Source organism: Extensimonas soli, from assembly GCF_029211265.1.
In the GTDB taxonomy this organism is placed as follows: domain Bacteria; phylum Pseudomonadota; class Gammaproteobacteria; order Burkholderiales; family Burkholderiaceae_C; genus Extensimonas; species Extensimonas soli.
This window is the reverse complement of record NZ_JARGEL010000028.1, coordinates 85,529-102,599: the sequence shown is the minus strand read 5'-3', so window position 1 is coordinate 102,599 and position 17,071 is coordinate 85,529. Positions and strand designations below refer to the sequence as shown.

16 protein-coding genes and 1 tRNA gene are annotated in these 17,071 nt (G+C 66.1%); 9 read left to right on the top strand and 8 right to left on the bottom strand.

What is annotated here, in order from left to right:
* Positions 1-16 precede the first annotated feature (16 nt).
* Genes PYV55_RS13310 through acsA form a run of 4 tightly spaced genes read right to left on the bottom strand, consistent with a single transcriptional unit; the run spans position 17 to position 5,022 of the window.
* On the bottom strand, positions 17-1,282 hold the full coding sequence (locus PYV55_RS13310) for a dihydrolipoamide acetyltransferase family protein (RefSeq protein WP_275852043.1): 1,266 nt from the start codon (positions 1,280-1,282) through the stop codon (positions 17-19).
* A complete protein-coding gene (locus tag PYV55_RS13305) occupies positions 1,275-2,246 on the bottom strand; it encodes an alpha-ketoacid dehydrogenase subunit beta (RefSeq protein WP_275852041.1) in 972 nt (323 codons plus the stop codon). The genes PYV55_RS13310 and PYV55_RS13305 overlap by 8 nt, the downstream gene beginning before the upstream one ends.
* On the bottom strand, positions 2,243-3,253 hold the full coding sequence (pdhA, locus tag PYV55_RS13300; RefSeq protein ID WP_275852039.1) for a pyruvate dehydrogenase (acetyl-transferring) E1 component subunit alpha: 1,011 nt from the start codon (positions 3,251-3,253) through the stop codon (positions 2,243-2,245). Before pdhA ends, PYV55_RS13305 begins: the two co-directional genes overlap by 4 nt.
* Positions 3,250-5,022, bottom strand: coding sequence for an acetate--CoA ligase (acsA, locus tag PYV55_RS13295; protein ID WP_275852037.1), 1,773 nt, complete (start codon positions 5,020-5,022; stop codon positions 3,250-3,252). Before acsA ends, pdhA begins: the two co-directional genes overlap by 4 nt.
* A 167-nt stretch (positions 5,023-5,189) precedes the next feature.
* Between acsA and PYV55_RS13290 the strand changes: the two genes are divergently transcribed.
* On the top strand, positions 5,190-5,975 hold the full coding sequence (locus PYV55_RS13290) for a Nif3-like dinuclear metal center hexameric protein (protein ID WP_275852035.1): 786 nt from the start codon (positions 5,190-5,192) through the stop codon (positions 5,973-5,975).
* A 73-nt stretch (positions 5,976-6,048) separates the two neighbouring features.
* The gene (locus PYV55_RS13285; RefSeq protein WP_345803596.1) at positions 6,049-7,410 is read left to right on the top strand and encodes a PdxA family dehydrogenase; all 1,362 of its coding nucleotides are present in this window, start codon (positions 6,049-6,051) and stop codon (positions 7,408-7,410) included.
* Between the two features lie 41 nt (positions 7,411-7,451).
* Here the strand turns inward: PYV55_RS13285 and mscL are convergent, their stop codons facing one another.
* A complete protein-coding gene (gene mscL, locus PYV55_RS13280) occupies positions 7,452-7,898 on the bottom strand; it encodes a large conductance mechanosensitive channel protein MscL (protein WP_275852033.1) in 447 nt (148 codons plus the stop codon).
* 137 nt (positions 7,899-8,035) lie between these two features.
* Here mscL and petA point away from each other — a divergent pair, with 137 nt between their 5' ends.
* The 6 genes from petA (at position 8,036) to PYV55_RS13250 (ending at position 12,268) form a co-directional block, all read left to right on the top strand.
* Complete coding sequence (gene petA / locus PYV55_RS13275; protein ID WP_275852030.1) at positions 8,036-8,635, top strand: ubiquinol-cytochrome c reductase iron-sulfur subunit; 600 nt, start codon at positions 8,036-8,038, stop codon at positions 8,633-8,635.
* A gap of 11 nt (positions 8,636-8,646) precedes the next feature.
* Positions 8,647-10,059: a cytochrome b gene (locus tag PYV55_RS13270; RefSeq protein WP_275852028.1), complete on the top strand. Its 1,413-nt coding sequence runs from the start codon at positions 8,647-8,649 to the stop codon at positions 10,057-10,059.
* 16 nt (positions 10,060-10,075) lie between these two features.
* The gene (locus PYV55_RS13265) at positions 10,076-10,834 is read left to right on the top strand and encodes a cytochrome c1 (protein WP_275852026.1); all 759 of its coding nucleotides are present in this window, start codon (positions 10,076-10,078) and stop codon (positions 10,832-10,834) included.
* Between the two features lie 103 nt (positions 10,835-10,937).
* Positions 10,938-11,549, top strand: coding sequence for a glutathione S-transferase N-terminal domain-containing protein (locus tag PYV55_RS13260; RefSeq protein ID WP_275852025.1), 612 nt, complete (start codon positions 10,938-10,940; stop codon positions 11,547-11,549).
* A 34-nt stretch (positions 11,550-11,583) separates the two neighbouring features.
* On the top strand, positions 11,584-12,132 hold the full coding sequence (locus PYV55_RS13255) for a ClpXP protease specificity-enhancing factor (protein WP_275852023.1): 549 nt from the start codon (positions 11,584-11,586) through the stop codon (positions 12,130-12,132).
* Positions 12,133-12,192: 60 nt separating this feature from the next.
* Positions 12,193-12,268: transfer RNA gene (locus PYV55_RS13250), tRNA-Thr, on the top strand.
* A gap of 58 nt (positions 12,269-12,326) precedes the next feature.
* On the opposite strand, the gene PYV55_RS13245 is transcribed toward PYV55_RS13250, so the two are convergent.
* The 3 genes from PYV55_RS13245 to orn form a co-directional block, all read right to left on the bottom strand.
* Positions 12,327-12,626, bottom strand: a complete 300-nt coding sequence (locus tag PYV55_RS13245; RefSeq protein ID WP_275852022.1) for a DciA family protein — start codon at positions 12,624-12,626, stop codon at positions 12,327-12,329.
* Positions 12,627-12,902: 276 nt separating this feature from the next.
* Positions 12,903-14,681 (bottom strand): DEAD/DEAH box helicase, encoded by a 1,779-nt coding sequence (locus PYV55_RS13240; protein ID WP_275852020.1) that lies wholly within the window; start codon positions 14,679-14,681, stop codon positions 12,903-12,905.
* Positions 14,682-15,031: 350 nt separating this feature from the next.
* Positions 15,032-15,670 (bottom strand): oligoribonuclease, encoded by a 639-nt coding sequence (gene orn / locus PYV55_RS13235; protein WP_275852018.1) that lies wholly within the window; start codon positions 15,668-15,670, stop codon positions 15,032-15,034.
* Between the two features lie 42 nt (positions 15,671-15,712).
* On the opposite strand from orn, the gene PYV55_RS13230 reads away from it, so the two are divergent.
* A complete protein-coding gene (locus PYV55_RS13230) occupies positions 15,713-17,029 on the top strand; it encodes a M48 family metallopeptidase (protein ID WP_275852017.1) in 1,317 nt (438 codons plus the stop codon).
* The last annotated feature ends 42 nt before the right edge of the window (positions 17,030-17,071 follow it).

Sequence of the window (17,071 nt, the reverse complement as noted above, 5' to 3'; positions counted from 1 at the left end):
TTCAATCTGCCGTTGATCAAAGATCCTGCGGCCGCTGCAGCGCGTCGCGCACCGCGGCCAGAAACAGGGCGCCGTCGTGGCCGTCGGAAACGCGGTGGTCGGCCGCGAGCGATGCGGTCACGGTGGGCGCAGCGCACAGCTGGCCATCGTCCTGTACCCAGGGCCTCAGCGCAATCCGGCCGAAGCCTACCAGCGCCACCTGGGGCGGGTAGATGACGCCGAGCACGGCCTCGACGCCCTGGTCGCCCAGATTGGTCACGGTGATCGAGGCGTCCGAGAGCTCCGAGCTGCGCAGCGAGCCTGCCCGCGCGCGCCGCACCAGGTCGGAAAGATTGCGCATGAGCTGATCGAGCGGCTGTTGCGCCACGTCGTGCAGGGCGGGGGCGATGAGGCCGCCCTGGCGCAGCGAGATGGCAACGCCGATGTGGCTGCTGCGCGCGGGCTGGAAGGCACCGTCACGGTAAAAGCCGTTCATCGCGGGAAACTGCTGCAGCGCCAGCGCCACGGCCTTGAGCTGCAGCACGGCCATGAGCAGGCGGTCGGTGATCGGCCGCGTGGCGTTGGTCTGCAGCAGCCACTGCTGGGCCCGCGCCATGGGGATGGTTTCGAGCAGGTAGTAGTGCGGGATTTCGCGCTTGGAGCGCGCCATGGCCTCGCCGATGGTGCGGCGCATCTCGGCCTGCCGGTTGGCGGCGGAAGATTTTGCGGCTGCCACCGCAGCTGCGGGCTGGGCAGGGGCGCCGGCCTGGCCTGCGACCTGGTTTGCAGCCTGGGCGGCGGCGCGCTCGACGTCGGCGAGGGTGATTGCCCCTCCCGCTCCGCTGCCGGTGAGGTGCGACAGCTCCAGCCCCAGCGCCTGGGCCCGCTGGCGCGCGGCCGGAGAAGCGGGACGGCGGCCGGGGGGTGGCGGTGGTGTCGCCACGGCAGCTGCGGCTACGGCGGCAACCCGCACCGGGGTCGCCTGCGCCGGGGCTTCGGACACGGCGGGCTGCGCGGGTACGGCAGCGGGCTTGGGCGCCGGCGCGCCGCCCGCAGGGGGCTGTTCCCCCGGCGCCAGCAAAGTGGCCAATGGGGTGCCCACGGGCACGGTTGCGCCGGGCTGCACGAGCAGTTGCCACACCGTGCCCTCCTGCCATATCTCGACGTCCACGGCGGCCTTGGAGGTATCGACCACCGCCACCACCTGGCCTTTGTGCACGGTGTCGCCGGGTTGCACATGCCACACCAGCAGCTTGCCCTGGTCCATGTCGGCGCCGAGCGAGGGCAGTTTGAATTCAAACATTCAACACCTCCTTGACGGCACGGACGATGCCGGGCACCTGGGGCAGGGCGGCGTCTTCGAGGTGCTTGGCGTAGGGAATGGGCACCTCCTGGCTGCACACGCGGACCACGGGGGCGTCGAGGTCGTAAAAACAGTTTTCCATGATGGTGGCCATGATTTCGCCGGCCAGGCTGCCGGTTTTCCAGCCTTCGTCCACGACCACGGCGCGGCGCGTCTTGCGTACCGAGGCGGTGATGCCGCTCAGGTCCAGCGGGCGCAGCACGCGCAGATCGAGCACTTCGACCGAGATGCCTTCGTCCGCCAGCGTCTGTGCGGCCTGCAGGGCCTTGGGCAGATTGCCGCCGTAGGTGATCAGGCTGAGTTGCGTGCCGCTGCGCCGCACGGCGGCGTGCGCGATGTCGCCGCCCCAGTCCGCGGGCAGCTCGTCTTCGAGGTTGTAGAGCTGCGCATGCTCGAAGATGACCACGGGGTCGGGGTCGGCCAGGGCCGGTGCCAGCATGCCGCGCGCGTCCGCCACCGTGGCCGGGGCCAGCACGCGCAGGCCGGGCACATGGGCGTACCAGTTTTCCAGGCTGTGCGAGTGCTGGGCCGCGATCTGCCGCCCCGCCCCGGTGGCCATGCGAATGACCAGCGGCACGGACAATTGCCCGCCCGACATGTGGCGCAGCGCAGCGGCGGTGTTGACGATTGCATCGAGCGCCAGCAGGCTGAAGTTGACGGTCATGACCTCCACGATGGGGCGCATGCCGCCCAGCGCGGCGCCGATGCCGGCGCCCACGAAGCCCAGCTCCGACAGGGGTGTGTCGCGCACGCGCTCGGGCCCAAACTGTTCCAGCAGGCCCTTGGAGACGGCGTAGCTGCCGCCGTAGCGGCCCACGTCCTCGCCCATCAGGAAGACGCGCGGATCGGCGGCCAGCGCCTCCTGCAGCGCCAGACGCATGGCTTCACGGTAGCTGATTTTCATGCGTTCTCCTGGGGCGCCTGGGGCGGGGTGCAGACATCCTTGAGCAGGTCTTCGATGGGCTCCCACGGGGCTGCCTCGGCGTAGGCGACGGCCGCCTGCACCTCGGCCTCGGCCTGCGCGTCGAGCTCCAGAAACGCGGCTTCAGTCAGCTGGCCGGCCGCCTTGAGCCGGGTCGAGTAATTGTGGATCGGCCCGCGCTCCTTCCACTGCGCGACCTCGGCCTTGTCGCGGTACAGCTCGGGGTCGAACATGGAGTGGGCGCGAAAGCGGTAGGTCTGGTATTCGAGAAACTGCGGCCCGCTGCCTGCGCGCACCTGCTGCGCGGCCGCGCGCGTGGCCTGGTACACGGCCTGTACGTCCATGCCGTCCACCGGCGCGGCAGGCATGCGGTAGCTGGCGGCCTTGGCGCACAGGTCAGTCTGCGATTCCGAGCGCGCCAGCGCCGTGCCCATGGCGTAGAGGTTGTTTTCGCAGCAGAACAGCACCGGCAGCTGCCACAGCGCGGCGAGGTTCATTGACTCGTGGAAAGCGCCCTCGGCCATTGCGCCCTCACCGAAAAAGCAGGCCGTGACGCGCTGTACGCCCTGCATTTGGTCGGCCAGCGCCAGCCCGACGGCCAGCGGCAGGCCGCCGCCGACGATGGCGTTGCCGCCATAAAAGCGCCGCGCTGCGTCGAACAGGTGCATGGAGCCGCCACGTCCGCGCGAGCAGCCCGTGGCCTTGCCGAACATTTCGGCCATGATGGCGTTCATGGGCGTGCCCTTGAGCAGGGCGTGACCGTGTTCGCGGTAGGTGGCGACGACGTTGTCCTCGGCTTCGAGCGCGTGCAGCGCGCCCGTGGCGCAGGCTTCCTCGCCGATGTAGAGGTGCAGGAAGCCGCGGATCTTGAGCGCGCCGTACAGTTCGGCGCATTTTTCTTCCATGCGGCGGATGCGCAGCATGTCGGCCAGCAGCCGCAGCGCCAGCGCCGGGGCTATGGGGGGCGCGGAGGTGGCAGCAGCGTTCATGCGCCGGCCTCCAGGGTCGAGGTGTCGCCTTCGGGCAGGCCCAACTCGCGCGCCTTGAGCAGGCGGCGCATGATCTTGCCGCTGCGCGTGCGCGGCAGCACCGGCAGAAAGTCGATTTCCTTGGGCGCCACCGCGGCCCCGAGTTTCTTGCGCGCGTGGCCCAGCAGTTCCTTGCGCAGCGCTTCATCGGGCGCGAACCCCGTCTTCAGCGACACGAAGGCCTTGACCACCTCGCCCACCACGGGGTCGGGCTTGCCGATCACGCCGGCCTCGGCGACGGCGGGGTGTTCCATCAGGGCGCTTTCGACTTCGAAGGGGCCGATCAGGTGGCCGGCCGACTTGATCACGTCGTCGCTGCGCCCCACGAACCAGTAGTAGCCGTCGGCGTCGCGGCGTGCGAGGTCGCCGCTCAGGTACCAGTCGCCAGCCAGGCATTTCTGAAAGCGCGCTTCGTTGTTCAGGTAGCCGCGCAACATGCCGGGCCAGCCGCGCCTGAGCACCAGTTCGCCTTCGGTGTCGGGCTGCTCGATGAGTTCGATCGAGCCGTCTTCGCGCTGGCGTGCGATGGCGGCCTCTATGCCCGGCAGCGGCACGCCCATGGAGCCGGGCTTGATCGGCAGACCTGGCAGGTTGGCGATCATGATGCCGCCGGTCTCGGTCTGCCACCAGTTGTCGTGGATGGGCAGGCCCAGCACCTCCTGCCCCCACCAGACGGCCTCGGGGTTCAGCGGCTCGCCCACGCTGGCGATGAAGCGCAGCTTGGGGAAGCGGTAGCGCCGCGCCAGTTCGGGGCCGCTTTTCATGAGCATGCGGACCGCGGTGGGCGCGGTGTACCAGACGCTCACCTCCTGTTCCTGCAGGATGCGGTACCAGCGCTCGGCGTCGAAGTCGGCCTCGTCGATGATGGAGGTCACGCCCAGCAGCAGCGGCGCGATGATGCCGCAGGACGTGCCCGTGACCCAGCCCGGGTCGGCCGTGCACCAGAAAATGTCCTCGGGATGCAGGTCGAGCGCGAAGTAGCCGGCGGCCCAGTGCGTGAGCACCGCACCATGCACGTGCATGGCGCCCTTGGGCGTGCCGGTGGTGCCGCTCGTGAAGTGCAACAGCGACAGGTCTTCGGGCTGCGTGGGCACGATGTCGAAAACGTCGGAGGCCTCGTGCATCAGGCGTTCCAGGTCGTGCGTGCCTTCGATGCTGGCAGCAGGCCCGCTGTCGCCCACCAGCAGCACGTGCCGCAGCGTAGGCAGCTGGTCGCGCATGGGGGCGATCTTGCGCCGGTACAGGCTTTCGGTGGTCACCAGCACCGTGGCCTGGGCCAGGTTGATGCGCGTGGCGATAGGCTCGGGGCCGAAGGCCGAAAACAGCGGCGTGACCACGGTGCCATTCTTGAAGCTGCCCAGCACGGCCGTGTAGAGCGCGGGAATGCGCCCCGTCAACAGGAACAGCCGCTCGCCCCGGCCCACGCCCAGGCGCCGTAGCACGTTGGCGAACCGGTTGGTCTGCTGCGACAGCTGCAGGTAGGTCACATCCTGCGCGCCCTGGGCGCCGAGAAAGCGAAACGCCACATGCTTGCCACGCGGCCCACGCGCATGGCGATCCACCGCTTCGTGCGCGATATTCAGGCCGCCGCCGGGCAGGCCGTCGAGCATCTGGCGCACCGTTTCCCAGCGGAAGGCCCGGCACTGCGCGGCATAGTCCGCCACATCGGCGATGTGGGGCCGCACAGGGCCGGCCGCGGGCGGCTTGGTGATCAGGGCGGGGCGGACCATGGGTGTCTCCTTGGCTGACTTTATCGGCACAGAGGTTTGCTTTCTGCACGCGGCAAACCGGACTGTCGGGAAAGGCATCGTGCACGGATACCTGCGGATGGTCAAGCCCGGTGCAGGCACCAATACCGTGATCTCCCGCGTGCAGCCGGCGCGCAGAAGCGACAATCATGCACATGGACACCAGTGCACACGGCATCTCCCGCACGCAGCTGTTGCAAGCCTTTGACGGCCTGCTGCAGCCCGAGCGTTTCAAGGACTACGGCCCCAACGGCTTGCAGGTCGAGGGCAGGGCGCAGATCCGCCACATCGTGAGCGGCGTCACCGCGAGCCGGGCGCTGATCGAGGCCGCGATCGCCGCGCGCGCCGACGCGATCTTCGTGCACCACGGCCTGTTCTGGCGCGGGCAGGACGGGCGCGTCACGGGCTGGATGAAGCAGCGCCTGCAATTGCTGCTCGCGCACGACATCAACCTGTTCGCCTACCACCTGCCGCTGGATGCGCACGCCGAGTTGGGCAACAACGTGCGCCTCGGGCACGAGCTTGGCTGGAGGCCCCTGGCGCGCTTTGGCGAGCAAGACCTCGGCTGCGTTGCCGCCGTGCACTACGCTGATGTGCAGGCGCTGGCTGACCACGTCGCGCAGGTGCTGCGCCACCCCGTGACGCTGGTGCCGCCGGGCCCTGGCGCACAGGCGGCGCAGCCGATCACGCGCGTCGCCTGGTGCACGGGCGGCGCGCAGAGCTATTTCGAGGCCGCCGTCGCCGCCGGCGCGCAGGCTTTCGTGACGGGCGAAATCTCCGAGCCGCAGGCGCACCTGGCGCGTGAACTCGGCGTGGCCTACCTCGCCGCGGGCCACCACGCGACCGAGCGCTACGGCGCCCCGGCCGTGGCCGCGCATGTCGCCCAGCAGTGGGGCCTCGCGCACAGCTTCATCGACATCGACAATCCGGCATGAAGAGTGCTTCATAAAGAGTAGCTGCTTGCGCTTGCTGCATCTGCGCCAAGGCCATATTTCTTTCGAAACCACGATGAAACCCATCGCCATCACCCAGGGCGACTCCGCAGGCATAGGCCCGGAAATCGTCGCCAAAGCTTTCCGCGACGCGCCCGAGGTGCTGCGCGGCTGCTTCGCCGTGGGCGATCTGGCCACCATGCGCCGCGCCGCCCAGTGCCTCGTGCGCCCCGCAGCCTGTCGGACTTTGGGCGTCGATAGCGAGAATGGGCTCCAGCGAGGCCGGTTTTTGCCGGATTCGCCGCCCCATAGTGGTGCTATGGGGCAAGAGGCCGGTAAAAAATGGGCCGCTGCGGCGCATTCGCAGCCGACGATTCCAAAGTCCGACAGGCTGCCAGGCCAGCCCGAGCTGCCCGTGGCCTTGCTGCAGGAGCCGGCCGAGGCGCTGCAGATGCCGCCGCGCTGCCTGCCCGTGCTGCAGCTGCCGGGCCTGCCGGGGCCGCAGCCCTGGGGGCGCGTGAGCGCGGCGGCCGGGCGCGCGGCGGCCGATTGCGTGCTGTGGGCCGCGCGCGCCGCCTTGCGCGGCGAAGTCGCTGCCCTCGTGACCGCGCCGCTGCACAAGGAGGCGCTGGCCGCCGCAGGCATCCACTACCCCGGCCACACCGAGCTGCTGCAGGCCGAGGCCGCGGCGCACCTAGCAGCCTGTCGGACTTTGGGCGTCGATAGCGAGAATGGGCCCCAGCGAGGCCAGTTTTTGCCGGATTCGCCGCCCCATAGTGGTGCTATGGGGCAAGAAGACGGTAAAAAATGGGCCGCTGCGGCGCATTCGCAGCCGACGATTCCAAAGTCCGACAGGCTGCTAGGCGTGGCGCTGGAGCAACTGCCTGTGCGCATGATGCTCGCCAATGAGGAGCTGCGCATCGTGCTCGTGAGCATCCACGTGCCGCTGCGCGCCGCCATAGCCGCCGTCACGCCCGCGAACGTGCTGCAGACCTTGCAGATCACGCATGCCGCCTTGCAGCGCAGCCTGGGGCATGCGCCGCGCATCGCGGTCGCAGGGCTCAATCCACATGCGGGCGAGGGCGGCCTCTTTGGGCGCGAGGAGATCGAGGCCATCGCGCCGGCGATCGCGCAGGCGCGCGCGCAGGGCATCGACGCGCAGGGCCCGTTTGCGCCGGACACGGTGTTCATGCGCGCGCGCCATGCGCCGCCCGCGCATGCGGGCGAGTTCGACGTGGTTGTCGCCATGTACCACGACCAGGGCCTGATCCCCGTCAAATACCTGGGCGTGGAGCAGGGCGTGAACGTGACGCTGGGCCTGCCGCTGGTGCGCACCAGCCCCGACCACGGCACGGCCTTCGACATCGCCGGCCAAGGCGTGGCAGACGCCGCGAGCCTGATCGCGGCGGTGCGCATGGCGCGCCAACTCTCAGGGTAAAAAATGGCGGTAGCGCTTTGTAAGTCTGCGCTAAAAGCTATCTATTTGGAAGCGCTGCGCAGGCTGTCGCGGATTTCGCGCAGCAGCACGACTTCTTCAGGCGTGGGCGGCGGCTCGGCGGGTGCCGTGGCTGCGGCAGGGGCCTCGCGCTTGAAGCGGTTGATCTGCCTGATCATCATGAAAATGATGAACGCGAGGATGATGAAATTCACCGCCACCGTGATGAAGTTGCCATACGCGAACACGGGCACGCCCGCCTTGCGCAGCGCCTCGAGCGTGTGCGCCGTGCCCGTGGGCGCTTCGCCGAGCACGACGAACAGGTTGGAAAAGTCGAGCTTGCCGAACACCAGCCCCACGACGGGCATGATCAGGTCGGCCACCACCGAATCGACGATCTTGCCAAACGCTCCGCCAATGATCACGCCCACGGCGAGGTCGATCACGTTGCCCTTGACGGCAAACTCCTTGAATTCCTGCATCATGCCCATGGAAACTCCTTTTGCGATAGTGCCGAACGGTGCCAGTATCGCCTAAATCGTGCATCCGGGAATGCGGACAAATACCCCCAGGCGCTCCGCTACAATCACCGATTGACCCCCAACTAGCGATGTTCATCGAGGATCCCATGAGTGACACTCCCATCGACTCCGAAAAACGGACGTGGCTGATCGCGACCAGCTGCGCCGGCGTGGTGGGCGGCGTGGCAACCGCCGTACCTTTCGTGAGCACTTTTCAGCCTTCGGAGCGCGCCAAGGCTGCCGGCGCTGCCGTCGAGGTGGACATCTCCACCCTCAAGCCGGGCGAAAAGATCACCGTGGAATGGCGCGGCAAGCCCGTCTGGATCGTGCGCCGCACGCCCGAGCAACTGGCTGCGTTGCCCAAGATTGATCCCGAACTCGCAGACCCCAAGTCCGAGCGCCATCCCGAACAATTCACGCCGCCCTACGCGCGCAACGAGTGGCGCTCGATCAAGCCCGAGGTCTTCGTAGCCATCGGCATCTGCACGCACCTGGGCTGCTCGCCCTCCGACAAGTTCACGCCGGGTGCGCAACCTTCGCTGCCCAACGATTGGCTCGGCGGCTGGCTCTGCCCCTGCCATGGCTCTACTTTCGATCTGGCCGGGCGTGTTTTCAAGAACAAGCCTGCGCCCGACAACCTCGAAATCCCGCCCCACATGTACCTCTCCGACACCCGCCTGCTGATCGGTGAAGACAAGAAGGCCTGAAGGAGCACCCCATGGCTGAATTCAAGGAAATCTCTCCCAACGCTTCCGCGGGTGCCAAGTTCGGCAACTGGATGCACAACCGCTTTCCGACCCTGTTCGACGCCTACCGCGTGCACATGTCGGAGTATTACGCGCCCAAGAACTTCAACTTCTGGTACATCTTCGGCTCGCTCGCGCTGCTGGTGCTGGTGATCCAGATCGTCACGGGCATCTTTCTGGTGATGCACTACAAGCCCGACGCGAACCTCGCCTTCGCTTCGGTCGAATACATCATGCGTGACGTGCCCTGGGGCTGGCTGATCCGCTACATGCACTCCACGGGCGCCTCGGCTTTCTTCATCGTGGTGTATCTGCACATGTACCGCGGCCTGATCTACGGCAGCTACCAAAAGCCGCGCGAACTCGTGTGGGTCTTTGGCTGCCTGATCTTTCTGTGCCTGATGGCCGAGGCCTTCATGGGCTACCTGCTGCCCTGGGGCCAGATGTCGTACTGGGGCGCGCAGGTGATCGTGAACCTGTTTTCCGCGATTCCCTTCATCGGCCCCGACCTTTCGCTGCTGATCCGCGGCGACTACGTGGTCAGCGACGCCACGCTGAACCGCTTCTTCAGCTTCCACGTGATCGCCGTGCCGCTGGTGCTGCTGGGCTTGGTCGTGGCGCACTTGCTTGCGCTGCACGACGTGGGCTCGAACAACCCCGACGGCATCGAGATCAAGGGCCCCAAGGCGCCCAAGGACGACAAAGGCCATCCGCTGGACGGCGTGCCCTTCCATCCGTACTACACCGTGCACGACGTGTTCGGCGTCGGTGTGTTCCTGATGGTGTTTGCGGCCGTGATTTTCTTTGCGCCTGAAGCCGGTGGTTATTTCCTCGAATTCAACAACTTCATCCCGGCCGATCCGCTCCAGACGCCCTTGCACATCGCGCCGGTGTGGTACTTCACGCCGTTTTATTCGATGCTGCGCGCCATCACCAGCGAAATGGTGTACGCGCTCATCGCCTGCGTGGTGCTCGGCGCCCTGTTCGGTATCCTGAAAACAAAGCTTGCGGGCTTCCTCAAGGGCATCATCGCCGTGGCTGCGATTGCCGTGGTCGCGATGATGCTCTCGATCGACGCCAAGTTTTGGGGCGTGGTGGCCATGGGCGGCGCCGTGGTCATCCTGTTCTTCCTGCCCTGGCTCGACAACAGCCCGGTCAAATCGATCCGCTACCGGCCGAGCTGGCACAAGTACCTCTACGGTCTGTTCGTGATCAACTTCCTGATCCTCGGCTACCTCGGTGTGCAGCCGCCTTCGCCGATTGGCGAGCGCGTGTCGCAAGTGGGTACGCTGTTCTATTTCGGCTTCTTCCTGCTCATGCCCTGGTGGAGCCGCGTGGGTGAGCCCAAGCCCATGCCCGACCGCGTGACCTTCGCTGCCCACTGAGCCGGAGACGAACACCATGAAAAAAATCCTTCTCGCGCTCATTGCCGCCCTTGGCCTGGCTGCAGGCACCGCCCAAGCAGCAGGTAACACCATTGCCTGGGACAAGGCCCCCAACAAGACCACCGATCTCGGCGCGCTGCAAAACGGCGCCAAGATTTTCGCCAACTACTGCGTAGGTTGCCACTCCGCCGCCTTCATGCGCTACAACCGCTTGCGCGACATCGGTCTGACCGAGCAACAGATCAAGGACAACCTCATGTTCACCACCGACAAGGTGGGCGAGACCATGAAGGCCGCGATCGACCCGCGTCAGGCCAAGGAATGGTTCGGCGCAAATCCGCCCGATTTGACCCTGATCGCCCGCTCGCGCGCTGGCGCCGGCGGCAGCGGGGCCGATTACCTTTACACCTTTTTGCGCACTTTCTACCGCGACGACACCAAGGCTACGGGCTGGAACAACCTGGCCTTCCCGAATGTCGGCATGCCCCACGCCTTGTGGCAATTGCAGGGTCAGCGCAAGCCGATCTACGAAGAGGTCGAAAGCCATGGACATGCCACGGAGGTCCTCAAGGGCTGGGAACAATTAGCCCCTGGAACGATGACCGAAGCGCAATTCGACCAGACCGTGGCCGACTTGGTGAACTACCTGCAATGGATGGGCGAGCCCGCGCAAAAGACCCGCACGCGCGTGGGGGTCTGGGTGCTGCTGTACCTGGCGTTTTTCACGGTGCTGGCCTGGAGGCTCAATGCCGCCTATTGGAAAAACGTGAAGTAATCCTCAAATACAGTGGCTGCGCCCCGATTGGGGCGTACCCAGTTTTTACAGAGTGGGCGCTTTGCGGGTGCCCACTCTTTTGATTTTCAGGAGCCGCTACATCATGATGGTGCTTTATTCAGGTACGACCTGCCCCTTTTCGCATCGCTGCCGTTTCGTGTTGTTCGAAAAAGGCATGGACTTCGAGATCCGCGACGTGGACCTCTATAACAAGCCCGAAGACATCAGCGTCATGAACCCGTATGGCCAGGTGCCCATCCTGGTCGAGCGCGACCTGATCCTGTACGAATCGAACATCATCAACGAATACATCGACGAGCGCTTTCCGCATCCGCAGCTGATGCCGGGCGATCCGGTCGATCGTGCGCGCGTGCGCTTGTTCCTGCTGAATTTCGAAAAAGAGCTCTTCGTGCACGTGCACACGCTCGAGTCGCGCGCCACCAAGGGCAATGAGAAAAATCTGGAAAAAGCACGCGCACATATCCGCGACCGCCTGACGCAGCTGGCGCCGGTGTTCCTCAAGAACAAATATATGCTCGGAGAACATTTTTCCATGCTGGACGTCGCCATTGCGCCCTTGCTGTGGCGTCTTGATTACTATGGCATTGAGCTCAGCAAGAATGCGGCCCCACTGCTCAAATATGCCGAGCGCATTTTTTCGCGTCCGGCCTACATCGAGGCGCTGACTCCGTCCGAGAAGGTCATGCGCAAATAAAAAACTCGATCCGTACCTCCGATTGGCGCCTCGCATGACCTCTCTGGAACCCAGCTCCACACGCCCGTACCTGATCCGCGCCATCCACGAATGGTGCACGGACAACGGTTTCACACCTTACCTCGCGGTGAGTGTCGACGCCACGGTCGATGTGCCGCGCGAGTACGTCAAGGATGGCGAAATCGTGCTCAACGTCAGCTATGACGCGACCGGCAGTTTGCAGCTCGGCAATGACCTGATCACGTTCAAAGCCCGTTTCGGCGGCCGCCCGCGCGACATCATGGTGCCGGTGGAGCGCGTCGTTGCCATCTATGCGCGCGAAAACAGCCAGGGCATGGCATTTCCGCCGCCCATGGAAAGTCCGGCTGAAACGACGACGCCAGCAGCACCCTCGCGTGCTCCCAAGCCCGCACGCGGCGCAAGCGCTGCAGCGCCCGGCGCTGACAACCACACGGAGGAGCGTGTGGTGCAGCTCGTGCCGCTGCAGGCTTCGGCAGACGATGCAGAGGACGGTGACGATTCCCCCGAGCCGCCCCGTCCGTCTGGCGGTGGCGCGCGGCCCGCACTTAAGCGCATCAAATGAGTGAATGCGCTCCATTTTGACCAGTTTTGGGGCGTTATTTGCAAGTAGAATCACCGCTTCGCCGATTTAGCTCAGCTGGTAGAGCACCCGCCTTGTAAGCGGTAGGTCGTCAGTTCGAATCCGACAATCGGCACCAATCAATCTCAAAAAAATGCCGCCAGGGTTGTCCCTGGCGGCATTTTTTCTTGCGCGCCTCAACGCTCTTTGATCTTGATGCGGATGGTGTTTACATCCCAGCCCTGGCTGCGCAAGTGCGCAAGCAAGGCTGGCATGAGCTGTCGCAGTTTCGCTGCGGCGGCATTGTGGGGCACGATCAGGCACCAGTTGGTGCCGTCGATAGGCCCGGCCTGCAGGCTTGCGTGCAATGCTGCGGGAATCAGCGCCCTGATGGCGTGGAGCCGCGCGCTCGAATCGCGCGCGAGCTCCATCAAGTGGGCCAGCTTGGGCGCTTCTTCGCTGGCTTGCTGCAAAGTAACGGCGTAATGGCGGCGCATCGGGGAACGGGTGCGGGAGGCGTGGAGCAGCGTGGGTATTTTCCGCTGCAATGCCCGACAGCGGCAGATTTTCAGTGGGCGGCAGGAACTGGCGGCGACGCGGCCGGAGGGTGGAAACCAGGCTCCACCCTCGCGGGGGGCATAGTCGCCCCCGCCAGACGCCAGACGCCAGACGCCAGACGCCAGACGCCAGACGCCAGACGCCAGACGCCAGACGCCAGACGCCAGACGCCAGACGCCAGACGCCAGACGCGACTGGCGCAGGGGCCGGAACGCTCAACGCATGGGGCGCTTGCGGGATTCCTGGGCTACGTGGGGCACGAAGCTTTTGCCCCGGCTTGCGGCGGGAGCCCCCGCTGACGGTTTGCGCCCCTGAAAATCCGTGCGCGCAGGGCCTTTGCCGGCACCACGGCCCGCAAAATCACCCCGTCCATGGCCGCCGAAATCGCCGAAGCCGGACTTGCGCCCGTAGCCTTCGCCGTCGCGGCGCGGGCCATGGGCGCGTGGCTCGAAGTCATTGCGTGCCTGTTGACCGCGCGCGGGGCCGCCGCGCTGGCCGCGGCCCGCGAAGCCGTTGCGCTCCTGGCCGTCGCGACCGTGGCGTGCGTCACGCCCATCCCGCCCATCGCGCCCATTGCCGTAAGGGCGGCTCGGGTGCGGGGCGCGCTGCGTGGGTTCCAGGCCGGGGACCACGGCGGCCTGGAAGGGCTGGCGGCTGTAGTTTTCGATGTCGAAAATCTTGCGCCGGTCGCGGAATTCGGCAAAGGTCACGGCCAGGCCGTCGCGCCCGGCGCGGCCCGTGCGGCCGATGCGGTGCGTGTAGTCCTCGGCCTTCATGGGCAGGCCGAAGTTGAACACGTGCGTGATGCTGGGCACGTCGATGCCGCGTGCGGCCACGTCGGTGGCCACGAGGATCTGCACCTGGCCGTTGCGCAGCGCCATCAGGCGGCGGTTGCGCAGGCCCTGGCTCAGTGCGCCGTGCAAGGCCACGGCAGAAAAGCCCTCTTGCTGCAGATCGTTGGCAAGGCCGTCGCACTCGACCTGGGTGCTCGCGAACACGATGGCCTGCTCGATCGCCGGGTGGCGCAGCCAGTGGTCGAGCAGCTGGCGCTTGTGCTGCGCGTTGTCGGCCCAGTAGAGCTTTTGCTCGATGTTGGCGTGCTTTTCCTGCGGCGTGTCGATCTGCACCTTTTGCACCGAGGCGCCGCCGTCGTGCATCACGCGCAGGGCCAGCTGCTGGATGCGCGGCGCAAAGGTGGCGCTGAACATCATGGTTTGCCGGCGCTGCGCGGTGAGTTGGTGGATTTCGGCGAGGTCGTCGGCAAAGCCGAGGTCGAGCATGCGGTCCGCCTCATCGAGGACGAGGAACTGCATTTGATCGAGCTTGATCTGCTGCGAGCGCTGCAAGTCAAGCAGGCGCCCGGGCGTGGCGACGACGAGGTTGGCGTTTTGCAGCTTGGCGATCTGCATCTGGTAGGGCATGCCGCCCACCACGCTGGCCACGCGCAGGCCGCGGCAGTGCTTGACCAAGTCTATGGCGTCGCTGGCAACCTGCTGGGCCAACTCGCGCGTGGGGCACAGCACGAGTGCGCCGGGCGTGGCGGCCTTGAAGTTGCGCGGGTCGGTGGGGTTCTTGCGCTTGGCGCGTCGCGGGGCAGCCTCACCGTGCGCGACGGCGGCATTGGTGGCGTCAGCGGTTGCGCGCTCCTGTGCGGCGCGGGCTTCGGCCTGCTGGCGCAGCAGCGTGTGCAGCACGGGCAGCAGAAAGGCGGCGGTCTTGCCGCTGCCCGTCTGGCTCGACACCATCAGGTCTATGAAACCTGTAGCGGCAGCGCCATTGCCCATGGCGAGCGGAATGGTTTTTTGCTGCACAGCGGTGGGCGCGGTATAGCCGAGCTCGGCCACGGCCTGCAGCAGTTCGGGCGCGAGGCCCAGCGCGGCAAAGCCGTTTTCGGGCGCGGACTCGCTTGCCAAGGCTGCGGCAGAGGGAGAGATAGGGGCGGAGATGGGGGAAACGGGGGCGCGCTCGCCCCGCACTTGCGAAGTGTCGGTCATGGACGGATTTTTATAAAAAACAATAGCAAGCGCAGCTTGCTACGGCTTCACGGGTGGTTAAAAACATCCACCTTCAAACGAAGCCTGCGCGCAATGGGAGAGCCGGGTTGGCGCCGGCTGGGTAGCGCGAGGGTGGGCACATTCGCAAATGCGGTGGGGCTGCGTGTCGCCTTGCTGTGCAATGAATGCAGATGGCGCCTTGGCAGCAGCACGGCATGTACCGGCCCGGGAGTGTGAGGGGAGATGCAACAAAACTGCCCAGGTGCTGTACCTGGGCAGGGGCGCGATTATGGCACGGCTGGCTTTTTGCTGCAGAAAAATTTTGCGTGCATCCAAGGCCGTGCGCGGAATCACACGCGCAAGAAATGCGTGCGGTAGTGCACGAGCTCGTCGATCGATTCGTGCACGTCGGCGAGCGCGGTGTGTTTTTGCGCCTTCTTGAAGCTCTCGTAGGCTTCGGGCTTCCAGCGTTTGGCAAGTTCCTTGAGGGTGCTCACGTCCACGTTGCGGTAGTGGAAAAAGCGCTCGAGCTTGGGCATGTAGCGCACCAGAAAGCGCCTGTCCTGGCCGATGCTGTTGCCGCACATGGGCACCTTGCCCTTGGGCGCGTAGTGGCTCAAAAAGGCCAGCAGCTGGCGCTCGGCCTCGGCCTCGGAGATCGTGGAGGCGCGCACGCGCGCGATCAGGCCGCTCCTGCCGTGCGTGCCCCTGTTCCATTTGTCCATGCGATCGAGCACGGCGTCTTCCTGGTGGATCGCGAACACGGGGCCTTCGACGCGCAGCGCAAGGTCGGGGTCGGTGACGACCACGGCGATTTCGATCAGGCGGTCGGTGTCGGGCTCGAGGCCCGTCATTTCGCAGTCCAGCCAGACCAGGTTCTGGTCGGACTTGGGCAGCGCGGCGGGGGCCACAGCGGGGGCGGTGGCGTCCGCGGCCGGGGCGGGGGCGGGGCTGGCGGTGGGGCTGGGGGCTTGAGGGGCTTGGGACATGGCGCCGATTTTCCGCGCAAACTGCCCGTAAACTCCCGGCGCATGATAGGCCACGATACATTTTCCCCTTCGCTCGCGTTCACGCTGGTGTTTGCCCTGGCGCTGTGTGTGCAGCTTTTGCTCAAGTTCTGGCTGGCCACGCGGCAGCTGCGCCATGTGGCGCGCCACCGCGCGCAGGTGCCGCCGCCTTTTGCCGGGCGCATTCCGCTGGCTGCGCACCAGAAGGCGGCCGACTACACGCTGGCCAAGGGGCGGCAGGGCTTGCTCGAAATTGCGCTGGGCACGGCCGTGGCGCTGGGCTGGACTTTGCTCGGCGGGTTGGACGCGCTCAACCAGGCGCTGCTCGCGCTCGTGGGCGAGCGCGGCGGCGGGTTGCTGCAGCAGTTGGCGTTGCTTGCGGCGTTCGTGCTCATCAACGGCTTGATCGACTTGCCGCTCACGCTGTACCAGACGTTCGTGATCGAGCAGCGCTTTGGTTTCAACCGCATGACGCTCTCCCTGTGGCTGGCCGACTTGCTCAAGTCCACGCTCGTGGGCGCGCTGCTGGGCTTGCCGCTGGCGGCGGCGGTGCTGTGGCTCATGGGCGCTGCGGGCACGCTGTGGTGGCTCTGGGCCTGGGCGCTGTGGATGGGCTTCAATCTGCTGCTCATGGTGCTGTACCCGATGGTGATTGCGCCGCTTTTCAACAAGTTCATGCCGCTCGCGGACGAGGCGCTCAGGCAGCGCATCACGGCCTTGCTCGCGCGCTGCGGTTTTGCCGCCCAAGGCTTGTTCGTGATGGACGGCAGCCGCCGCAGCGCACACGGGAACGCCTACTTCACCGGTCTGGGCGCGGCCAAGCGTGTGGTGTTTTTCGACACCTTGCTGCAGCGGCTCACGCCCGACGAAATCGAGGCCGTGCTCGCGCACGAACTCGGGCATTTCAAGCGCCACCACATCGGCAAGCGCATGGTGGCCCTGTTTGCCATGAGTCTGGCGGGCTTTGCACTGCTGGGCTGGCTCGCGACGCAGCCGTGGTTTTATGCGGGGCTGGGCGTGCGCCCGAACTTCATGCTCGCCTCGGGCAGCCAGATGCCCAACGACGCGCTGGCATTGCTGCTGTTTGCCTTGGTGGTGCCGGTGTTCGGCTACTTTTTCGCGCCGCTGTGGGCCGGGCTTTCGCGCCGGCACGAATTCGAGGCCGACGCCTACGCCGCAGCCCAGGCGAGCGGTGCCGCGCTGGCTTCGGCGCTGCTCAAGCTGCACGAGGACAACGCCTCCACGCTCACGCCCGATCCGCTCTATGTGCGCTTTTACTACTCGCATCCGCCGGCTGTGGAGCGCCTTGCGCGGCTGCCTGCGCCCGCCGCGATTTCATGAACCAAAATGCCATGTTATGCAGACGTATCAAGCACCAGTAGC